Raw genomic sequence first — 19,926 nt, 5'->3', positions numbered from 1 at the left:
CCTGGACCCGACCGGGAAGGGCCGCAAGCGGTGGACCATGCGCTGGAAGGCACCCCTGAACGCGTTCCAGATCGCCTTCGAGGGCCGCCTGACCCGAGCAACAACTGACACCTCAACAACCAAGATCAGCCGTTAAGTTGACACACCCGCACGCCAGCGACGAGGCCGACCGGCTCGACCGGGCCGTGCAGCAACTGCTCGCCGGCACCACGACCGCACACCTCCTGGCAGCCGTCGGCCACGCCCTGACCCGCACCCCCGGAGCAGCCCCCGCATGAACCCGACCGACGAACAGACGGCCGCGGCCGACGCCTTCCACGCCGACCAGCACCTCGCCCTGCAGGCCGGCGCGGGCACCGGCAAGACCACCACCCTGGCCCTGCTCGCCCGCACCACCAAACGCCGCGGCCGCTACCTCGCCTACAACCGGGCCATCGCCCAGGACGCGCGCGCCCGCTTCCCGTCCACCGTCACCTGCAAGACCGCCCACGCGCTGGCCTATGCCGCCGTCGGCCACCGCTACACCCGCCGCCTGAACGCCCCCCCGCCGCCCGGCCTGGCAGACCGGACAGGCCCTCGGCATCACCAAGCCCATCCGCATCGGCGAACGCGACCCGTCCCAAAAGACCCTCTCCAACGCCACCCTGCGCACCGTGGCCCGCTTCTGCCACACCGCCGACCCCACCATCACGAGCCGCCATGTCCCGCACCTGCGCGGCCTGGAAGACCGCGCCCTGCACGCCCAACTCGCCGCCCACATCGTCCCCTTCGCCCGCAAGGCCTGGGCCGACCTGCAGCACCCCGACGACGGCGCGGTGCGCTTCGACCACGACCACTACCTGAAGATCTGGGCCCTCACGAATCCGAAAATCGAGACCGACTTCCTGCTGCTGGACGAGGCCCAGGACACCAACCCCGTCGTCGAACAGATCTTCCTCGCCCAGCGCGGCCACGCCCAGTTGGTGATGGTCGGCGACTCCGCCCAGGCCATCTACGACTGGCGCGGCGCCAAAGACGTCATGACCGGCTTCGACGGCACCCAGCTCGCCCTGTCCCAGTCCTTCCGCTTCGGCCCGTGTCTGGCGCATGAGGCCAACCGGTGGCTGGCCATCGCCGACGCCCCGATCCGTCTCACCGGCACCGGGACCGTGCCCACCGAACTCGGTCCCGTCGCCCATCCGGACGCGGTGCTGTGCCGCACCAACGTCGGCGCCATGGCCCAGGTTATGGAGCTGCTGGCCACCAGGCACCGGGTGGCCCTGGTCGGGGGAGGAGACAGCCTGCGGGCCCTGGCCCTGGCCGCCCGCGACCTGAAGGAAGGCCGCCGCACCACCCACCCCGAACTGGTCCTGTTTCCCTCCTGGGGCGAACTGCAGGACTACGCAAGCCACGACCCGGCAGGACGGGACCTGCAGCCCCTGGTGGATCTGGTCGACACCCACGGCACCGATGCCATCATCAGCGCCGTCGCGCGGCTCACCCCAGAACAGCAGGCTGAGGTCACCGTCTCCACCGCTCACAAGGCCAAGGGCCGCGAATGGGCCCGTGTGAGAATCGCCTACGACTTCGCCCCGCCCAAGGACAGCGACCAGGACGACGGCACCGGCCGTCCGGTGCCCGCGCCGATCGACGACGGCGAGGCCCGCCTCGCCTATGTCGCCGTCACCCGTACTCGTCGCCGGCTCGACATCGGCGGCCTGTCCTGGATTCACGACCATCCTGATGGATCCCCCCGGGCGCCCACGCGGATCGAGCCGCGTGCGCAGCACGCCCGTGCGGATGCGGCCAAGTGAGCGCCAGCTCACTTCTGCCGCGCCCGGGCAGAGCCGGGTGACGATCGCCGGACAGGCCCGACGGCATGTCCGTATCTGTGGGGTGGCTGGCCATATCGCCATGGCGCCGTGGCAAGATTTCCGAGCTCTCCCGAGCGGCCGTCTGTGAAATCCCGGGCGAGCTGGTCTCGCTCGGAGAGGTGCTGGAGATCGCCACGGACAAGCGAGCATCCGTCTGCACCCGCATCAGTCGGCGGAGCGGTGGGACCGGCCGGAAGTGCGGCTCGAGATGGTCGCCGGGCACGGCACGAATGTCCGCACAACCGGGCGGACCGGGGCGGCTGTTTTTGGCCTGCGTGTGGAAGAGCTTGCCGTCGGTGACGCCGAGGATGTCGGGCGCGGTGCCGTTGCGGCGGGCTTCGGTCTCGATGAGGTGGGCGAGGACGGCGGCGAGTTTTTGGCCGTGAGGCTGGACAGGGCGCGGGCCAGGCCGGGCTTGAGCCGCAACTGGACGACCGCGTCCATCTTCTGGGGACGCCAGGGCAGTGATGAGGCCGACCAGCTACGGGTGGCGGGCGCCGTCGCGGGTGTAGGGGAGGTCCGTGGGGGACAGCCAGTAGACCCTGCTGCGGGAGGCGGAGCGGTGCCGGTGCAGTCTCCGGCTGGAAGGTACTGCGCCGTGCGGACGACGACGGTGCGGGGGTTCGAACGGTACGACGTACGAACCCGCGCATGAGGGCCTGCATGGCCATACCCGCATTCGACGTAAGTGGGGGCCTGGAGCGGCGATTTCGGGGACTGACCTGCGGGGACAGGGGTGGAACCACCTGGAGGGCGTTTCTCTTACGAGCACGTGCACGGTAAGCGGTGAGGCGTCGAGAACTTCGTTGTGGCCTGTGTTCACGTCTGCGGTGTCGGGTCCAGGTCCGCGATCTGCTGGTGGGACAGCAGGCTGGCGACGGCCTGGAGGGTGTCGCTGATGTGCTCTCGGCGACCGAGGTGTCGGGCCAGGTCCCGCCAGTTTTTCAGGTGGGCGATGCCGTGTTCGACCCGGATGCGGCGTGAGGAGTGGGCTTTGCGCTGTCGTTCGTGTATCTCCTCGTACCAGTCCAAGGCGTTCTTCTTGCACTTGCGGTGTGGTGGTGTGATCACCCGGCCGCCGGTCTGGGCGCCCAGTCCCTGGTAGCCGGCATCGGCGAGGATCTCGACCGCGGGCCCGTCGGCCAGGAGCTTGACCAGCCCTAACTGGCGGGCGTGGGTGATGTCCGCGCACGCGGCCTTCGCCGTCGGTGACGACCATGGACTTGACGGCATTCTGCTTGTTCTTGCCGGAGATGAACGTGTCCCGGTCCTTGCGTCCGGCGGCGGGCCGACGGACGCGGATCTCGGTGCCGTCGGTGATGCCGGTCGTCCCGCTTGAGCCGAGGTGGTCGACGACCTCGGCCAGGGTCCGCAGCCGCACTCCGGGGCTGACCGTGCAGCCTCGCTCGGCGAGCAGGGGCCGCACCTCGCCGATGGCCCGGGTGATGGTGGAGCGGTCAACGCCGAACCAGCAGGCGAGCACGTCGTGGGTGGTGGCATGCCGGAGGTGCACGAGCGTGGCCAGGAGCCGATCGACGAACACCAACCGGTGCTTCGCACCCGCGCCCACAGCGCGCTTCCGCGGCCGGGACGCAAGCTTGGCCTGGTGCCGTTCGTGCCACAACGGGCCGAGCTCTGCGACGAGTTCAGCGATCACGTTGGCCGACAGGCCCGTGATCCTCCGGTCGCTGATGATCGCTGCACGAGACGCGTTCCCCACCACACGACCATGATCGACGATCAGAAGCTCGACGCCTCACCGCTTACCGTGCACGAGCTCGTTAGGCAAAGTGCATGTGCAGGGGCCCGGGATGGTCGTGCTCGACGTCGCGGCTGCCGACGCTGTAACTGCGCTCACTCTTCAGGCCGTATTCGCCGAGCGGTGGGCGACGGCGATGGGCGGTTCGCAGCCCGGGATTGTCGTGCCGAGCCAGTGCGAACCGGATCGCCCCGGCAAGGCGTAGTGCTGAACTCACCGAAAAGTCGAACGCTTTATCGAATTCCTAGAGTGTGAAGGCTCATCCTCAACGGCCACGCTTATGGCCCGGGCTTCATCCATCAACATGGCTGAATACCTTCCTGTGACTCGCGTAGGTGAAGGCTGCGATTCCCCCTGCCGGTGAACCGATTCCGCAGGTGGTCCCCTTCTCGCCGCAGCAGCCATCGATGCAGCTCAAGCACTCCAGTGACAGTGCGGCGTAGGGGAGTTGACCGGGAGCGGTTCTTGATCGCCTCTGTCCGAGGAGGATGTGATGCATTTACGTCACACACGGCATGACAGGGGATCCCTGAATTCATGCCTTTCCGAGGGCGTTGTCAGTGGGGGCGTCTACTTTTCAAAGGAGGCTTGGGGCAAGCGGCCGTTGGCGTCGTCGATGGGGGAGTGGTGTCACCAGCAGAAGAGAAGCCCGCCGCAACCGACGGCGTGACCGACGCGCGTAAGGTCGTGGGATATCTGGTGCGGCCGGAGTCCAGCGAATACATCGCGATCATGGATGTGCTGGAGGGGTCGGTGACTGACCTGACGGTTGCCGAGATCGCGGCAGCACTGGCGACTTCCGGAGTGCGCTTGGACGCACGCCTGGTGGAGAAGCGCTTGGACGCGCTGAAAGACATGGGCGCGGTTTCGTTCCGGTCGGACACCAGCCACGCACGCCGGTACGCCGAGATCCTGGCCCGGAACTGGCGTTACACCGCCAGTCCTGCGGGCCGGCACGTCCAGCGTTTCTACCGCCAGGTCCTGGCGGGAACGGTCACCGCGCGGGAAATCCCGATCGTGTCACTCAGCCGCATCGTGTCCCACCTCGAGCAGCTCGCCACGGCCCTGGGCAAAGGCGAGCCCGATGCCGGCCGCCTCGACGCCGCCGTGTTGGACGCCGTGAGCACCGTGTTCACCAGCCACGATGACCTCGATGCCGCCCTGGTCGGGGCCGAGGACGCGCTGATAGGTCTCGCGGACCGGTTCGACCTGGATGAGGAACGCACCAATGACCTCAAGGGCCTGCTGGTCGACTATGCCACCCGCGTGGCAGCCGAACTCGACTCCGGTTCCGCACGGGCCGCAGCGGCACTCGTGGTGCTGCAGCCGTGGTTCGGCCTGCTGGCACAGGCGGCTGTGGATGCCTCCCAGGCGCGCGACCTCATCGCCGCCGGAGCTCTCAGCGCCTCTCGCGGTGGCCGCGCGGAGGATTGGGAGGGGCTGCGCGCCTGGTTCGATACCCGCACTGGGCGGGCAGCGCGGTTTTCGCTGCGCCTGGTACGGGCGCTGCCGGGCATGCACGCCAACCTGCGCCGGCTGCACTCCTCGGCGGGCACCGCCTCCACCCGCAGCCGCGCTCTGGCTCTCGCCCGGGCAGTGCTGACCCCGGAGATCGGGGTACAGATCTTCCAGGCCGCGGTCGGCGACCACTCCTGGCGCAAATTCTATGGCCAGGCCGACGAGGACGACACGGGCCGCAATCCGTCCTGGCGGGGCGGGCCCCAGGTACCGGTGCCGATACTGCTGCGCACCGTCGGCCGGTCCGGTCCGCGCGGCAGAGGCGCTGCACCACGTGACGACACCGCGGCCAAGGCCCAGGTAGCCGAGGCCCGGGCACGCCGCCAGGCCGGACACCAAAGGGCACTTGCCGCGGTCCTGGCCTCGGTCCCGGGCCAGCCGTTGGACGAGGCGGCAGCCCGAGCCGCTCTCGCCGCCCTGATGGCCGCCGCCCGGACCGCCGCAAACGGACCCCGCCGCACCGGGACCAGTGGCGGCCTTGCCTGCACGCTCGTCCACACCGGTTCCGGCACCGGCATCCTGAACGCCCCTACCTGGCGGGTGCTCCTGCCCGGACGCATCCCGCTCTTCCACCAGCCCGGCCAGCGCCCTTCCACCGCGGCCCTGGCCGCCCTGGCGGGCACCACGACAACAGACGACCCCTCGGCACACACACCCCTGCGCATCACCCCGCACACCAGCCCGAACACGCCCGAAGTCGACACCTCCGACCTCATCCCCCGGCAGGAGGGCGCAGCATGAGCGAGGCCACGGACACCCCCGCACACGAGCCGGCGCCCGCACCAGACACGGCAGCTGCTCACCCTGCGCAGCGGAGGCGCAGAGCATGGCACCCCGAGGCCGACGCCGAGGCCGCCGCACTCCTGCGCCGTCTGGCGGCCACCTGCTGGCTCATCGGCGGCCGCCACGACGAACTCATCGCTGCGGTACGCCGCAACGAGCACGCGCTGCGCTCCGCCGTCGCTCGGCTTGGCTGGGTGCTGATCATCGAACGCGACCTGGTGCGCCTGCGGAAAAGCCCGCCACCACGCCCCCAGGCGTGGGCCGCCCAGGGACCGAGCCCCGCCGCCTGCTCCTGGTTCTTCCTGCTGCTGGCAGCCGCCGAGTCGATGCCGCCGCGCACCGCCCTGGGACACCTGGTCACCCAGGGCCACGCCGCCGCTGCCGAGGCCGGACTGCCCACCCACCACGACATCGCAGAACGCCGCGCCATCCTGGCCGCCCTGCACATGCTTGATGACCGCGGCGTGGTCGAGCGTCTCGACGGTGACCTCGACCGCTACCTGCACGACGAACAGGCGCCCGTACTGCTGGCCGTCCACCACACCCGGCTGGCCTATGTCATCGCCAACCCCGGCACCCTCGACCCGGCCGCGGATCCGCACGCATGGCTGGAACAGGCCCACCGCGAACCGGACGCCGCCCGCCGGATGCGCCGCGCGCTCGTGGACGACACCTGCGTCCACGCCGCGCTGCTGGACGATGCCGAGGCGCAGTGGCTGAGCCAGCGCGTGCGCGGCGACGACGGCGGCCCGCTGGCCGACGCCTTCGGGCTCGTGCTGGAACGCCGAGCGGAGGGCGCCGCATTCGTTGTGCCCGACGAGGCCTTCCGGCACTTCCACGAACTCGGCCCGATGCCCTTCCCCGCACCCGGCACCATCGCCCATGCCGCGCTGCTGCTGCTCGACCACGCCGCCCTGCACGGCACCACCGACAACGCTCCCGGACCAGGATGGCGCGGTCTGACCCAAGAGGCGGTGATAGAAGCGCTGACGGCATTCGGCGCCAACAACGCCTCCGGACGCGGCGGCTGGAGCACCGAGTACACCCAAGACCCCCTCCTGCTGGCGGGCAAAGTCGGTGACCTGCTGACCGGCACCCACCTGGCCCGACTGACCCACACCGCCCCGCAGACCGACGAGAAGACGATCTCCATGTGGTGGCTCGCCCCCACCACCGGCCGCTGGGCGGAGGAAGGCACCGCCCTCCCCAAGACCGCCCGAACCCGCGTTCCCCGCGGCACACCGACCCCCAAGCACCCCCGCATCCCCTTGCAGCAGGGCCTGTTCAGCGAGACCGAGGCCGAAGAGAACACGGAGGAACGCACCGCATGAGTGACATCCTCGACCTGGACTTCGCCCAACCCCCGGCGCCCGCACCGTCCGGCGACACCGGCCGCTTCGGCGGTCGCTGGCGACTGGTCGGCGCCGGACTGTCGAACGTGTGGCGCTACGGCGACCTGGACCTGCCCGCCGCATCGGGCCGGCTCCTGCTGCGCGGACCCAACGGCACCGGCAAGACCACCGCGCTGGAAGCCCTGTGGCCCTACCTGCTCGATCTGAACGGAGCCAAGCTGGCCGCAGGCAAGGCACGCCCCACCACACTGAAACTCCTGATGAGCGAAGGCGCCCCGGCCAAGGGCCGCCGTTACGGCTATCTGTGGCTGACGTTCGCCGCCCCGGCCGACGAACCGGCACCGAACGCACCGGACGGGATGGCAGCAAACGGCAGTGTCGTCAGTTTCGGTGTCCGGCTGCAGTACTCGCCCAGCTCCACCCCCGCCGTCAGCGTCGTCCCCTTCACCGTGCCCGGCCGCCCGCTGAAAGACCTGGCGCTGCGCGGTGCCAACCAGAGCGCGCTGGAGCATGAAGAGTTCTCCGCCCACATCGAGGCCGCCGACGGACGGGTCTTCGCCGAACCCGAGGAGTACGTCGAAGACCTGGCCGCCCGTATCTGGTCCACCACCTCCGCCGAACTGCGTCTGCTCGCCGCCCGGCTGCGGGAGGTGCGCAATCCGACCCTGCTGGGCGACGTCTCCCCGGCCGCAGCCGCCGACGCGCTGCGCCAGTCCCTGCCGGGCGTGGCCGAGGACGTTCTCACCGCCACCGCCGAGGCCCTCGCCGAGTCCGACACCACCCGTGAAGCGTTCGAACGCGACGAGCACGCCGCCACCCTCCTGGAGGAGTTCGCCCGCGTGTGGACCGGGCACGTCGTCGACGTCACCCGCGCTGCCCACGCGGCCGCACGCCACGCCCACGACGACGCCAGCACACGCCGCCGCCGCGTCCAGCAGTGCATCGGCCTGCTGGAGACCGCAAAGGCCGATGCCGACCAGGCCGGGGGCGACGTCCAACGGTTCGAGGAAGCCCACCAGGAGGCCCAGGCCGCCGCCCGTGCCATCGAGACCAGCGACGCCTACCGCTCCCACGGGCGCGTCATGGACCTGCGTAAACGGCTGCGCGCCGAGCAACACGCCGCGGTCAGCAGTTACGACAGCCTGCATGCTGCCGCTCAGCAGGCCCGCACACAGACCAAGACCGGCCGGGACGCCCTCGACGACATCATCGGCGACCTCGAGGAGAGGGTGGCCGGCGCGGAAGCCGCCGGTGCCCAGCCCGTTGCGCTGGAAACCCTGCTCGCCCACCACCCCCGGGCCCGCGTCACCCGCCCGGTCGCCGACCGCGTTGCCGATCCAGGCCCGGGCATGACACTCACCCACGACCGCGAGGGTCTCGAACAGCTTGCCGCCCAATGGACAGCCCGAGCCCGCAATCACTGCTCCGCGGCCGACAAGGCCGCGCTGATTCTGCGCGACCACGACCCCGTCGCCGCAGCCCAGGAGACAGCCGCCACCGCACACCACACGGCAGCCAGGGCCGAAAGCGCCTACGACGAAGCCAGCCAGGCCCATGACCGCGCCACCGCAGCAGCCCGCACGGCCGCCCGCCAGGTCCTCGCCGAGGTTGCCCAGTGGGCACCAGGGCATTCCGCTCTGCGTGGCCTGTACGACGAAGCGGCCCTGGACGGAGACGAGCTGACGGTGTGGGACACCAACGACGTCGATGCCCTCACCCACGCGGAACCCGCCGCGGTCCGTGACCAGCTCAACACCTGGGCCGACCAAGCCCTGCGCATCGGCGAAACCCTCGCAGCCGGTCACGAGAGCGCAGCCCATCAGCACCTCGCCACCGCAGCAAGCCTCGATGCCACCGCTGCGCAGCACCGCTTGGAAGCCCGCCACCTGCGTTCCGGACGGCTCCTGCCGCTGCCGCGTCCTGCCTGGGCGGGCCCGGGCGAGGACGACACCGCCCTGGGCGCCCTCCTCGAATGGCACTCCGCCCTGCACGGCGCGGACGACCGCAAAGCCCTGCTGGAGCTGGCCCTGGCCAGCGCCGGAATCCTCGGCGCCCACCTGCACGAGGGCGGCGCCACCACCCACGCCTGGCACATCAGCCCTGCGGGACCTGTCCAAGAGCACAACCTGACCGCCGTTCTCGACATCGCGTCCGGCCATCCGCACGCCAGCCTCGCCCGCGCAGTCCTGCAGCGCATCGCCGTGGCCGACACCGCCACCGACCACCGGCACACCTTGGCGCTCGTCATCGGACGCGACGGCACCTTCACCGCCGGCCCTCTCACCGCAGACCCCGTCACCGCCCTGCGTACCACCGGCCATCAGATCCCGGCCGCCTCGCACATCGGCGCACGTACCCGCCTGGCCCGGGCCCGTGCCAGGGCCGACGAACTCGACACCGCCGCGCTGGAACTCGAGTCCAGCGCTGGCCACGAGCGCCGACTCGCAGCCGAACGCCGCACGCAACGCGACACCCTCCGCGACCAGGGACGAGGCTTCCCTCCGCGGGACGCGCTGACCACCGCCGAGGCTGAACGCGCCCGCACCGCGAAGACGGCGCATGAACGCCACAGCACCGCACGGACCCTGCGTCAGCGGGCCGAGGACGCTGCGGTCGAACACACCCGCCTGCGCACCGCCTGGGAGACCCGCGCCCGAAGCCTGGACATGCCCGCCGACCCCGCCGATCTGGCCCAGCTGATCGAAACAAGCCGGGAATCCGCCGAGAAGCTAACCGGCTGCGCCACCCAGCTGGCCACCCGGCTGCTGCCCCGACTACAGCGCATCGTGGACAGTCTGCCCGATGAAGCCGCCCTCACTGAGCGGCTTGCCGACCTCCAGCACACCGCCCAGGGCATGCACACCACCGTGCTGGAGACCCAGGCAGAACTCACCGAGGTCCAGTCGTCCCACGGCGACGCCGATGACGCGGCACGCCGCTACGAGCAGGCCACCGCACAGGCCAAAGAGCTTCACAAGCAGCTCACACTCGCCCGCGAACAGGCCCTTGCCGCCGAGAAGCACCTCAGCACCCGCGAAGGAGAGCTCACCGCCGCCCAGAGCCGCCTCAACGACGTCCTCCCCCTCCAGAAGACCACCCAGGCACATCTGACCGCCCTGCTCGCCTGGCCTCCCCTCGCCCAGGCCCTGGGAACCGACCCCCACCTCGCTTCCCAGAACGCCGACACCGCCGATCTCGCCGCCGTCGGAGACCTGCTCGCCCGCCGCCCCACCGCCTCCAAGAAAACCCTCGGCGAGCGCTACGACACCGTCCGCGCCGAACTCGCCCAGACCTGGACCATTGCCCGGGACGACCCGCCCGCCAGCATGGAACAGCTCGACACCTTCGTCCTGACCCACGCGGAAACCCACTACGACCCCCTCAGCGCAGCCCAACGCGCCCGAACCCTTGCCGACCGGGCCAAGGCCGCCCTCGACGCCGCGGAAGCGGCAGCGCTGCGCGACTTCGTCATCGGCCGGCTGCCCACCGCGATCGGTACGGCATGGGCTGCCCTGACGGGATGGAAGAAGACGGTCAACCGCAAGATGCGGGCGGCCCAGGCATCCTCCGGCGTCGGCGTGCAAGTCCAGATCGACCTGCGCAGCGACCTCGACGCCGCCACCCGCACCGTGTACGAACTGTCCTGCAAAGTCGGCGACGCCCTGCGCACCGACGCGCAGAAGGAAGAAGTCGGCCAGGCCCTGCAGTCCCTGCTGGCCGCCGCGGACGGCTCCACCATGAAAGAACGCCTCGCCACCGCCGTCGACATCCGCAACTGGGTCGAGGTCCGCTACCTCGTCGAACGCCCCGGCCCCGGCGGAAGGCCCGTCACCGGCCACTGGGGTTCACGCACCGGCCTGTCCGGCGGCGAACGGCGCCTGGTGGTCCTGGCACCCATGCTCGCCGCCATCGCCGCCAGCTACGACCGCTTTCCCAGCACCGGCCTGCGCCTGGTCCCCCTAGACGAAGTCCCCGCCGAAGTCGACGAACGCGGCCGCGAAGGGCTGGCCCGCTACCTCGCCGAACTCGACCTGGACGTCCTGTGCACCTCCTACCTGTGGGACGGCGCACCCGGCGCCTGGGACGGCATCGACGCCCACGACCTCGAAGCCGGCGCCGACGGCACCGTCGTCGCCTTCCCCATGCTGATCCGGACCGGCCAGGCCCTGCCGGAGGACACCGATCCCGCGCTGCCCGCCGGGGGGCCCGTATGAGCTGCCCGCTATGCGGCGACGCCTGCACGGACGCCGATCTGACTCCGCTGCTCACCCCCGAACTCACCTGGCTGTGGCTGGCCCTGGCGGCGGCGGCCGACCGGCGCGGGGACGAGACCCTCACCGCAGGCCCCGCGGTCACCGTGACGGTGCCGGCCGCGCCGGCCGAGCGCGCGGCAGCAGCCGGCCTCATCGGCGGACGCCCGCTGGAGCCCGGCCAGCGGCGCCGCGTCAGCCTGGAGGAACTGACCGCGGCGTTGGCCACACGCGGCCCCTCACTCACCCCCGGCGCCGTCGCCGCCCACGCCAGCACCCGCCGCCTGGCAGCAAAGGCCCGCAGCCGCGCCGAGCACACGGCCGCATCCGACCGGCTCCGCACTCAACTCGAAAGCGCCGTCGCCGGCCTGCCCCACCACGTGCGGGAACGCGTGGGAGCGGACACCGTCTTCAGCCGACTGCACAGCGCCGGATGGATCACCCGACTGCTCAACACACCGGATCCCGCTGCGCTGCTCGCCCAGGCGCTGCAGGTCGCCGGCAGCCTGCCTCCACCCGGCCGGCGCATCGACCGCCGCACGCTGGTGCCGGGCAACCCCCACGCACTGGACAGCGGAGCCCTGCCCGCGCTCGTCCTCGCCCTGACCGGATCCTCCGCGAGCACGGTGCGCTCCAGCTGGGCCCGACTCGGAGTGGACTGCGACGACCTGCTCGGCGGACTCATCATCACTGGAATCACACCCCGAGGATGGCGGATACCGCCCGGCGCGACCTTCACCCTGCCGCCCAGAGAACTCGCCAAGATCGCATGGGAGCGTCCCGAGATGCCCGGCACGTGGGTCTTCGTCACGGAGAACCCGTCCGTGCTCGCTGCGGCGAGCACCCACGCCCTGGCCCAGGACACGGCCACCACACCACGGGTGATCTGTACGGCCGGCACACCCTCACAGCTGGAATGCGAAGCCGTCGGCGCGCTGTCGGACGCCGGCTGGCACATCGCCGTCCGCGCCGACTTCGATCAGGCCGGACTGGCGCACATGCGCGCTCTCCTCGCTGCCGCACCGGCCGCGGTCGCGTGGCGGATGAGCGCAGCCGACTACCTCACGGCTGTCCCCGGGGGCACCGAAACCCTGCACCTGCAGGCATCGGATGCTCCCTGGGATGCGAGCCTGGTGTCCGTGATGCGGGAGCATTCCGTGCCCGTGTACGAGGAGGACCTCCTGCCCGCACTGCTCGCCGACATCACCGTCGGCACGCCGGGCTCATCCCAGCCCTAAGGTTCCGGCAGTCCTGCCGCGGCCCTCGCCATGGTGTGCAAGCTCAGCGAAGACGTACGTGCCAAGATCCAGGCCAACTTCCGCGGTGTGCTCGCCTCACACGGGCGCCCGGCCGTGGAAGAGATCGAGGTCAAGAAATCGAACCTGCCGGACCGCGTGTACGAGTACCTCACCCAGGAACGTGGCCTGGTGGACGTCTCCGTCGACCTTGCCGAACTGCTCTGGGACAGCCAGAAGGGGAAAAGCAGCTCGGCCGGGCTCCTCCTCGTGGCGACCGCCCGCCTTGCCGGCAAGCGGGCGCTCCTCATCGTCAAACTGGAACAAGAAGGCGGCCTCCGGGCCCAGGACGTCCTCGTCAACGGCAAACGCACCTTCGACATGAGCTACTTCGCCGACCTTCTGATGACCGAGCACAACAAGATCTACAAGGCCGCTCTGTTCTGCGTCGACGGCGTCTCCGAGGACGGCCCCATCGAGGGACGGGCTGCCAGGCCCCCACCGGAGCCCTGCGCATCGCCATCCTCCCACCAGACACACGCAACGCACCGGCGGGTGCGCGCAACAGCACCGGCCACGACGTGCTGGTGCCTGAGCTTCGGCCGCTTCACGAACGCAGAAACCCCGGCTCGGTAGCTGGCCGCCGGGATCAGGGACATGGAAACCGGCACGTTCCGGCACACTGCCGCAGACAGGCCAAGTTAGGCCGCACGTCCGCGCCGTAACGACCCATCAACTTGCCCGTAAAGCCCGCCTTGTTCGCGCCCGGACCGGACGGAACCGCTCAAGTGCCACGCATGCAAAATAAGTCACACGGATATGACTTGGGGGACACGAGCCATTATCAGCCACTACGCTCACCCATGACAGAGCGTAAGCAACACGGCCGGGGGGAGCCTGCCGTGCACGACGCTCCCCGGGGGTGTTCCAGACGAGCGCCCCTTCTTCTTCCGCAGCGACCCGTCCGGGATGCGCGTCCGCGGTTCTCCCCGGCGCCCCCCAGATCGGGGGCGCGCCTGGCCCTACACCGAGGTAGAAATGCGTACGGATTTTGGTGAACTCGTCATCAAGCAGACCATCGTGCATTCGGTGCCCACCCGGCTGAAGAAAGATCCCAGGAGCTACACGGTCGAGCTCAGCGACGAGGCCAGCCCGCTCTCGGACAAGGTCCAAAGCGCACTGGAAAAGCGGCTGGTCAAGATCTTGAATACTCATGCCTGTTCAGTGACGGAGGACCCCGAGCCCAAGTCCCCGCTCCCGGACTGGGTGCGGGACTTCATGGCCGAAGAACAAGATCTTGTCGAGGTCTCCGGCCACCTGGCTCGCCACCTCCAGGACTGCCAGACTGGCTCCAACTCCCGCGGGCTGCTGGTGGTCGCCCAGGTCCAGCTGGCCCGGCAACGCGCCCTGCTGCTGGTGAAGCTGGAGCAGGAGACCGGCATGCAGGCCCGGCGCGTCGGGGAAGAGGGCAAGCGGACTTTCGACGTCCAGTTCTACGCCGACCTGCTGTTCACGGAGAAGGCCAACGTCTTCAAGCTGGCGCTGTTCACCGCCGACGGCGCCAAGGAGGACATGCTGCAGGGATGGGCCGCCGACCGGCAGCGCTCCACCCGGCGCATGGCCGGCTTCTTCCTACACGACTTCCTGGGCTGCACGTTCACGGAAGACCCGGCCGAGGTGACCGGCAGGTTCCACGACGTCGCGCTCAAGTGGGTCAACAGCCGCCTGAGCGAGCCGGCGGACGCCCAAGCCCGCATCGACTACACCATGGCGATTCTCTCAGAGCTGCAAAGCACCCCGGAGACCATCAACCCCCGTGAGTTCACCGACCGGAACCTGAAAGGAGATCACAGGAGGGAGTTTTTGGCGCACTTGTCCGAGAACGGCATCCCAGAGCAGACCTTCGTCAAGGACACGGAGCTGATCGAGCCGCGCCTGCAGAAGATGCGAGTCGATTTCTCCAGTGGCGCCTTCCTCGTCGCCCCTCTGGACGCGGTGGAGGAGACCGTGACGTTCGAGGCTCTGGCGGACGGCCGCACCACGGCCACCGTGACGGGCGAAGTCACCAACACCCAGGGCTTTTCACCGCCCGGCGGACGCAGCAAGAAGCCGAGCCCGGCCGCACAGACGACCGTCACCAGCCCGGTGGAAGACAGCCGTGACACTGACGGTCAATGAGGCCTTCCACCGCTACGTGGCGGAAGAACCCCGCATCAAGGAAGCCGCCCGGTGCACCGCCGACCACATACGCCGGCGCGCCGTCCGCGACCAGTTCGACTGCGTCGTCTCCCAGCGCGTCAAAGACGTAGGGCGCTACGTCGCCAAGATCCACCGCAAGGGCTACACGGATCCCTGGAAACAAGTCACCGACAAGGTGGGAGTGCGGATCACGGTACGCCATCCCGGCCTGTTCGATCCGGCTCTCGGCCTGGTCAAGGACGCCTTCGGGGTCGGCGACGAGGCCGTCCAGGACTACCGCCGCATGCTGCCGGGCCGCGAAGACCGCTTCGAGTACCCCCGACTCCATGTCCAGGTCCCGGCCGTCGGTGACTACACGGACCCGGACGGCCAACCGTACGAGTGCGAGATCCAGATCCGCACCCCCGTCGTCGACGTCTGGGCCAACGACTACCACCGCCTCGCCTACAAGCCCCCCGGCAACCTGCGGATCCCCTCCGATGTCAGTCGTGCGCTGTACCGTGCATTTGCCCTGGTAGAGCTGTACGACGCAGAGATCGGACGGGTGATGGAGGTGTTGGATCAACATCCCGATTTCACCCGCGGCAACAGGCTTTTCGTCGAAGCAGAACGCATCTACCGCACGTTTGCCCAGCACTCCTTCGACCGGGAGCTCTCCCATGAGGTCATCGACGTACTCCAGCAAGTGATCCCCGACGACATCAGCGGATACAACTACCGACTGTTCGAGTTCGCCGAGCGCTACCGGGACCGGTTGACCCGCGACTACGTCAGGTTCGGCCCGACCAGCGACCACTTCCTCGAGGACGGCCGCTACATCTTGGCCTCGCAGCCGGAAAGTCTGATCATCTTCGAGCGTCTCGACTACGACAGCTTCACCCTGCGGGACCTGTGGAACGAGAGCGCGTTCGCCGACACCATGCTCTATGACCTGGCAGAAATTTGGGGGATAGACCTGTGACCCGACCGCCGCAGCCCGAACCTTCCGGTGTCGTGGCCGCCACCGCCATGTTCGTCGAGGTCCTCGTTGTCGGCATCGGCTTCCTCACCGGCCTGGGCATCCTGGCCGCGGCCATCGCCGGCGCCGACAACACCCGCCGACTGGCCCCTGCGGCGGGCACGCCCCTCGCGGCCGGCGCAGCCCTCGCATGCGCCTACGCCCTGGGCATTCTGATCGACCGCGCCGCCGACACCGTCCTGGCCGCCGTCCGCCGCCGCCTGCGCAGCCAGTCCTTCCCCACAACCGCCGCCTACGCCCAGGCCCGCCTCAAACTCGCCGAGATTCCTGCCCTGGCCGCCCGTGCCGACTACGCACGCTCCCGCCTGAGGATCTGCCGCGGCTGGATGCTCAACAGCATCCTGTTCACCTTGGCCACCGATCTCGCACTGTGGCGCTACCCCGTGGAGCACCGACCCCTGCTCCTCGCCACGGCAACCGTCCTGGGAGCCCTGGCCGCTGTCGGCTTCTACCTGTCCTGGCACACCATCACCGCTACCGGCTACCGCAAACTGGCCGCGCAGACCACGCCCGCTGTCACGCACACCGTGCCCTCCCAGCCCCCGGCGCCCGCACCTCAGACCCCCTGACCCCGGGCCAGCGACGGAGCTGCACGCGCTGTGCGGGAGGGACAGCCATGACGGTAGGGCAGGACTGACAGAATCGGATGGCGCCTGCCGCCACCGGCCTGCAACGCATCGCCCGGAGACTTCCTTGGAACCGTCCCTGCCCCCGGCGGCTGAGCCGCAGCCGCTCACCGCCCAGGACCTGCACACTCTGGGGCTGGACCTGCCCTCACGCCGTGGGCGGCACCCCAAACCGGTATCCCTGTATGAGGATCAGCAAGAGGCCCTCCGCAGGATCCTCAAGCACCTCAGCCGTCCAGGCACCCGCGGCTCGTACGTGGCCGCGACCGGCACCGGCAAAACCCTCGTCGCCAGCCGCGCCGCCCGTCAGCTGGCGCGCCGACTGTTGTTTGTTGTCCCCACGCTCGACCTGGCTGCACAGACCGCCCTGGCACTGCGCCGCGACGGCCACCGTGAACCCCTCGTCATCGTCTCCTCCATGGACGCAGCCGCCCACGACGCCCTGGCCCAAGCGCGCGTCGCCTCCGTCACCGACTACCGTCTCCTCGCCTCCCTGCTTGCCGCCGTCGGCACGGGACCCAAAGCGCTTCCCGGCCTGACGGTGGTGTGCACCTACGACTCCCTCGACAAGATCGAGAACACCCAGCACACCTCACACCAGGTCCCGCCCTTCGACCTGGCCGTGATGGACGAGGCCCACCGGATCGCCGGCCGGTCCGACAAGAAATGGGCCGCGGTCCACGACACCACGCGCATCCGTGCCGACCGCCGCCTCTACATGACCGCCACCCCACGCATCTTCGCCGCACCTGACCTGGCCGAGTCTGCGAACCTCTCCCGCCCCCGCGGCCGCCTGCTCACAGCGGGGGAGGGGAGCGAGGCCCGCGCCAACTCCATGGACAACCCCGCCGTCTACGGCAAGAAGATCTTCGAATACCCCCTCGCCCGAGCGATCGAGGACGGCCGGGTCGCGGACTACCGGATCATCGTCCCCACCCTCACCGACGACGACCTCCGCGCCCGCCTCAACCTGCCCGCCCCCGGCACCACCACGGACCAACAGCCCGCTACCGACGAGGCCCTGCGCACCACCGCCCTGCACCTGGCCGTCCTCAAAGCCATGACCACCCACCAACAGCGCCGCGTGCTGGTCTACTTCAACCTGGTCGAGGACGCCAAACGCTTCGCCCGCGAACTGCCCCACACCCTGCGACGCCTGCGCTCCCACGCCGACCTGCGCCCCGACATCGACCCGCGCGTCTTCTTCGTCCACGGCGACATGCCCTCCGCGCAACGCGCGGACACCTTCGCCCAGTTCGCCGCATCCTCCTGCGCCATCCTGACCAACGCCAAAGTCATCGCAGAAGGCGTCGACATCCCCAGCGTCGACGCAATCGTCTTCGCCGACCCCACCCGCAGCGTCATCCGCTGCGTCCAGGCCCTCGGCCGCGCCCTGCGCCTGTCCGTCAGCGGCAAGATCGCCAGCCTGGTCATCCCCGTCTACATCCCCCCGGGCACCGACCCCAGCGACATCCTCGGCACCGCCTACGAACCCGTCTGGGCCATCAGCACCGCCCTAGCCAGCCACGACCACCGCATCCTCGAACGCCTCCCAGGCAAAGCCAACCGCCTCCCCAAAGAGATCAGCGACCTCATCCAGCACCGCTGGCACTTCGACTTCACCGTCCACCCCGAGCACGTCGCCCGCGCCCTCGACCTCACCTCCTTCAACCCCCACGACACCGCCGTCTCCCGCTCCCGCCGCGCCGGACTCGCTGCCGCCCAGGCCTACCACGACACCCACCACCACCTCGACGTCCCCGCCGACTACACCGACCCCTACGGCTACGCCCTCGGCAGCTTCATCACCGCCATGCGCGACGCCCGCACCGCCGGCCGCCTGGACGCCGCCTGGGCCGCCGAACTCGACGCGCTGGACATGATCTGGGACAAACACGACGCCGCCTGGCGCGCCCAGATCACCGCCGCCACCGACTACCATCGCGCCCACGGCCACCTCGCCGCCCCCGCCACCACCCCCACCGGCGCCTGGCTCGCCGAACAACGCTCCCTGGCCGCACGCCGCGGACTCGACCCGGCCCGCGCCGCCGCACTCACAGCCATTGACCCGGACTGGCAGTTGCCGCACGGCCCGGACTGGCACCGCAAGTACCACCTGCTGCGCACGCACCTGGCCGCCGGGAACGACCCGGCAGCCCTCGAACGCCACACCGTCCTTGACACGGTGAAGATCGGCAGCTGGCTCCACCGCCAGCTCACCGGCTGGAGCAGCCTCGCCCCTCGACAGCGGCTCCTGCTGACCGACATCGGCCTCACCCCGCAGACCCATCCGCTAACCATGAGCCGCCGCTCCCGCCGCACGTTCGCCCAGACCGTGCAGATCCTCGAGCTCTTCCTCCACCGTGAGTACCGCGCGCCCACCGCCCGCGAGGAAATCACCGTTGACGGCGAGCGCGTGAAGATCGGACCCTGGCTCGCCAAAACGCGTTCGCAGCACAGGGCCGGCCAACTACCCCAGGAACATGCCGCGTTGGTGGCATCACTGTTCGACGGTGACTGGATCGACGAGGGCGCGCTTCCCGCGTCCCTGCCGTAAGTGCCCTACGCTGCCATCAGCGTGCCGCCTTTCGGTCCCCGACGTGGTTGAGAGGGAGCTGTCGCGGGCGGACGGCCCTGGCGGGGCCTTCTGGCCATGGCTTAGCCCCGGCGACGTGACCGAAGCCGGCGGGAAAGCGAGGCCGTCCCCGCGCCGTGGGGAGGATCGCGGAGACGGCTGCCGGCGTACAGGTGAACATGCTCGGCGAGGTGCAGATGGATGCGTTCAGTCGTAGACCTGCTGCGGTGGCACGCGGTGGGGCAGTGGCTGACGCCAGTCGCCCAACCGGGCGACGAGGATCCGGCAGGCCAGAGTTCGTACCTGGCCCCAGCCCGCATCGGTGGTGCGGGCTGGGGCGAGACCATCTTCTTGCTCGGACACACGACTCCTGACACATCGACAGACGCCCCCCTCCCGACAGCCGCAGGGGAACGGGATCCGCGAGCGTCACGCCAGCTTCCCGACCCAGGAGAGGCATGAGCCCCAAATCAGGAAACCCAGAAACTTTTCACCGAAGGAAGCACCCGCCCTTCTTGATAGCTGAGCCCGCGTTAGCGGGCTATAGAGCTGGAGGCGAAGCCGGAAGCTCAACAGGCAAGAGAGCGAAGCGACTTGCCTGTTGAGCTTGGGGCGAAGCCCCAAGCATTCCCGAAGCGGAGCGGAGGGAGTTCTTTTTGGCACTGCGCGCGAAGCGCGCGGTTGAACGCCCTCGCGAAGCGAGGGCGTTGGCACTAGGAGGCTGCGCAGCAGCCTCTTACCCGCGGAGCGGGTAAGAG

At 69.7% G+C, this 19,926-nt stretch carries 13 protein-coding genes and 3 pseudogenes; 13 read left to right on the top strand and 3 right to left on the bottom strand.

The window, feature by feature from the left end:
- Positions 1–137 precede the first annotated feature (137 nt).
- From ABT245_RS44260 to ABT245_RS44250, 3 genes and pseudogenes are all read left to right on the top strand, one after another.
- On the top strand, positions 138–278 hold the full coding sequence (locus tag ABT245_RS44260) for a hypothetical protein (protein WP_351746364.1): 141 nt from the start codon (positions 138–140) through the stop codon (positions 276–278).
- A pseudogene (locus ABT245_RS44255) lies at positions 275–1,793 on the top strand (UvrD-helicase domain-containing protein). Before ABT245_RS44260 ends, ABT245_RS44255 begins: the two are co-directional and overlap by 4 nt.
- 113 nt (positions 1,794–1,906) lie before the next feature.
- Positions 1,907–2,002: pseudogene (locus ABT245_RS44250) on the top strand (transcriptional repressor); the annotation flags it as partial.
- A 670-nt stretch (positions 2,003–2,672) separates the two neighbouring features.
- Here ABT245_RS44250 and ABT245_RS44245 read toward each other — a convergent pair.
- Both ABT245_RS44245 and ABT245_RS44240 read right to left on the bottom strand, forming a co-directional pair.
- Positions 2,673–3,086 carry a transposase family protein gene (locus ABT245_RS44245; protein WP_328336034.1) on the bottom strand — a complete coding sequence of 138 codons (414 nt, stop codon included), beginning with the start codon at positions 3,084–3,086 and terminating at the stop codon, positions 2,673–2,675.
- A 223-nt stretch (positions 3,087–3,309) separates the two neighbouring features.
- Positions 3,310–3,366, bottom strand: a pseudogene (locus ABT245_RS44240) (hypothetical protein); the annotation flags it as partial.
- Between the two features lie 277 nt (positions 3,367–3,643).
- On the opposite strand from ABT245_RS44240, the gene ABT245_RS44235 reads away from it, so the two are divergent.
- The 10 genes from ABT245_RS44235 to ABT245_RS44190 all read left to right on the top strand — a co-directional run bounded on the left by ABT245_RS44235 (position 3,644) and on the right by ABT245_RS44190 (position 19,150).
- Positions 3,644–3,817, top strand: a complete 174-nt coding sequence (locus ABT245_RS44235; protein ID WP_328336033.1) for a DUF6207 family protein — start codon at positions 3,644–3,646, stop codon at positions 3,815–3,817.
- A gap of 461 nt (positions 3,818–4,278) precedes the next feature.
- Entirely contained in the window at positions 4,279–5,871 is a 1,593-nt protein-coding gene (locus ABT245_RS44230) for a DUF2397 domain-containing protein (RefSeq protein ID WP_351746361.1), read from the top strand.
- Positions 5,868–7,244 (top strand): DUF2398 family protein, encoded by a 1,377-nt coding sequence (locus ABT245_RS44225; protein ID WP_351746358.1) that lies wholly within the window; start codon positions 5,868–5,870, stop codon positions 7,242–7,244. Before ABT245_RS44230 ends, ABT245_RS44225 begins: the two co-directional genes overlap by 4 nt.
- Positions 7,241–11,479 carry an SbcC/MukB-like Walker B domain-containing protein gene (locus ABT245_RS44220; RefSeq protein ID WP_351746355.1) on the top strand — a complete coding sequence of 1,413 codons (4,239 nt, stop codon included), beginning with the start codon at positions 7,241–7,243 and terminating at the stop codon, positions 11,477–11,479. The genes ABT245_RS44225 and ABT245_RS44220 overlap by 4 nt, the downstream gene beginning before the upstream one ends.
- Positions 11,476–12,753 carry a DUF2399 domain-containing protein gene (locus tag ABT245_RS44215; protein ID WP_351746353.1) on the top strand — a complete coding sequence of 426 codons (1,278 nt, stop codon included), beginning with the start codon at positions 11,476–11,478 and terminating at the stop codon, positions 12,751–12,753. The genes ABT245_RS44220 and ABT245_RS44215 overlap by 4 nt, the downstream gene beginning before the upstream one ends.
- Before the next feature lie 30 nt (positions 12,754–12,783).
- Positions 12,784–13,386 (top strand): hypothetical protein, encoded by a 603-nt coding sequence (locus ABT245_RS44210; RefSeq protein WP_351746350.1) that lies wholly within the window; start codon positions 12,784–12,786, stop codon positions 13,384–13,386.
- 402 nt (positions 13,387–13,788) lie between these two features.
- Entirely contained in the window at positions 13,789–14,928 is a 1,140-nt protein-coding gene (locus ABT245_RS44205; protein WP_351746347.1) for a nucleoid-associated protein, read from the top strand.
- On the top strand, positions 14,909–15,910 hold the full coding sequence (locus tag ABT245_RS44200; protein WP_328336026.1) for a RelA/SpoT-related domain-containing protein: 1,002 nt from the start codon (positions 14,909–14,911) through the stop codon (positions 15,908–15,910). Before ABT245_RS44205 ends, ABT245_RS44200 begins: the two co-directional genes overlap by 20 nt.
- Positions 15,907–16,536, top strand: a complete 630-nt coding sequence (locus ABT245_RS44195; RefSeq protein WP_099171022.1) for a hypothetical protein — start codon at positions 15,907–15,909, stop codon at positions 16,534–16,536. The genes ABT245_RS44200 and ABT245_RS44195 overlap by 4 nt, the downstream gene beginning before the upstream one ends.
- A gap of 124 nt (positions 16,537–16,660) precedes the next feature.
- A complete protein-coding gene (locus ABT245_RS44190) occupies positions 16,661–19,150 on the top strand; it encodes a DEAD/DEAH box helicase (protein ID WP_351746343.1) in 2,490 nt (829 codons plus the stop codon).
- 225 nt (positions 19,151–19,375) lie between these two features.
- On the opposite strand, the gene ABT245_RS44185 is transcribed toward ABT245_RS44190, so the two are convergent.
- On the bottom strand, positions 19,376–19,531 hold the full coding sequence (locus ABT245_RS44185; RefSeq protein WP_351746340.1) for a hypothetical protein: 156 nt from the start codon (positions 19,529–19,531) through the stop codon (positions 19,376–19,378).
- Positions 19,532–19,926: the final 395 nt, after the last annotated feature.

The organism is Streptomyces sp. NPDC001508 (genome assembly GCF_040298665.1).
In the GTDB taxonomy this organism is placed as follows: Bacteria; Actinomycetota; Actinomycetes; order Streptomycetales; family Streptomycetaceae; genus Streptomyces.
Note: the sequence above shows the minus strand (reverse complement) of the source record. Positions and strands in the feature narration are given on the sequence as shown.

Coding starts and splice junctions, on each gene's coding strand:
- ABT245_RS44245 (WP_328336034.1), bottom strand. CDS start 3,086: ATGCCGTCAAGTCCATGGTCGTCACCGACGGCGAAGGCCGCGTGCGCG.
- ABT245_RS44225 (WP_351746358.1), top strand. CDS start 5,868: ATGAGCGAGGCCACGGACACCCCCGCACACGAGCCGGCGCCCGCACCA.
- ABT245_RS44220 (WP_351746355.1), top strand. CDS start 7,241: ATGAGTGACATCCTCGACCTGGACTTCGCCCAACCCCCGGCGCCCGCA.
- ABT245_RS44215 (WP_351746353.1), top strand. CDS start 11,476: ATGAGCTGCCCGCTATGCGGCGACGCCTGCACGGACGCCGATCTGACT.
- ABT245_RS44210 (WP_351746350.1), top strand. CDS start 12,784: ATGGTGTGCAAGCTCAGCGAAGACGTACGTGCCAAGATCCAGGCCAAC.
- ABT245_RS44205 (WP_351746347.1), top strand. CDS start 13,789: ATGCGTACGGATTTTGGTGAACTCGTCATCAAGCAGACCATCGTGCAT.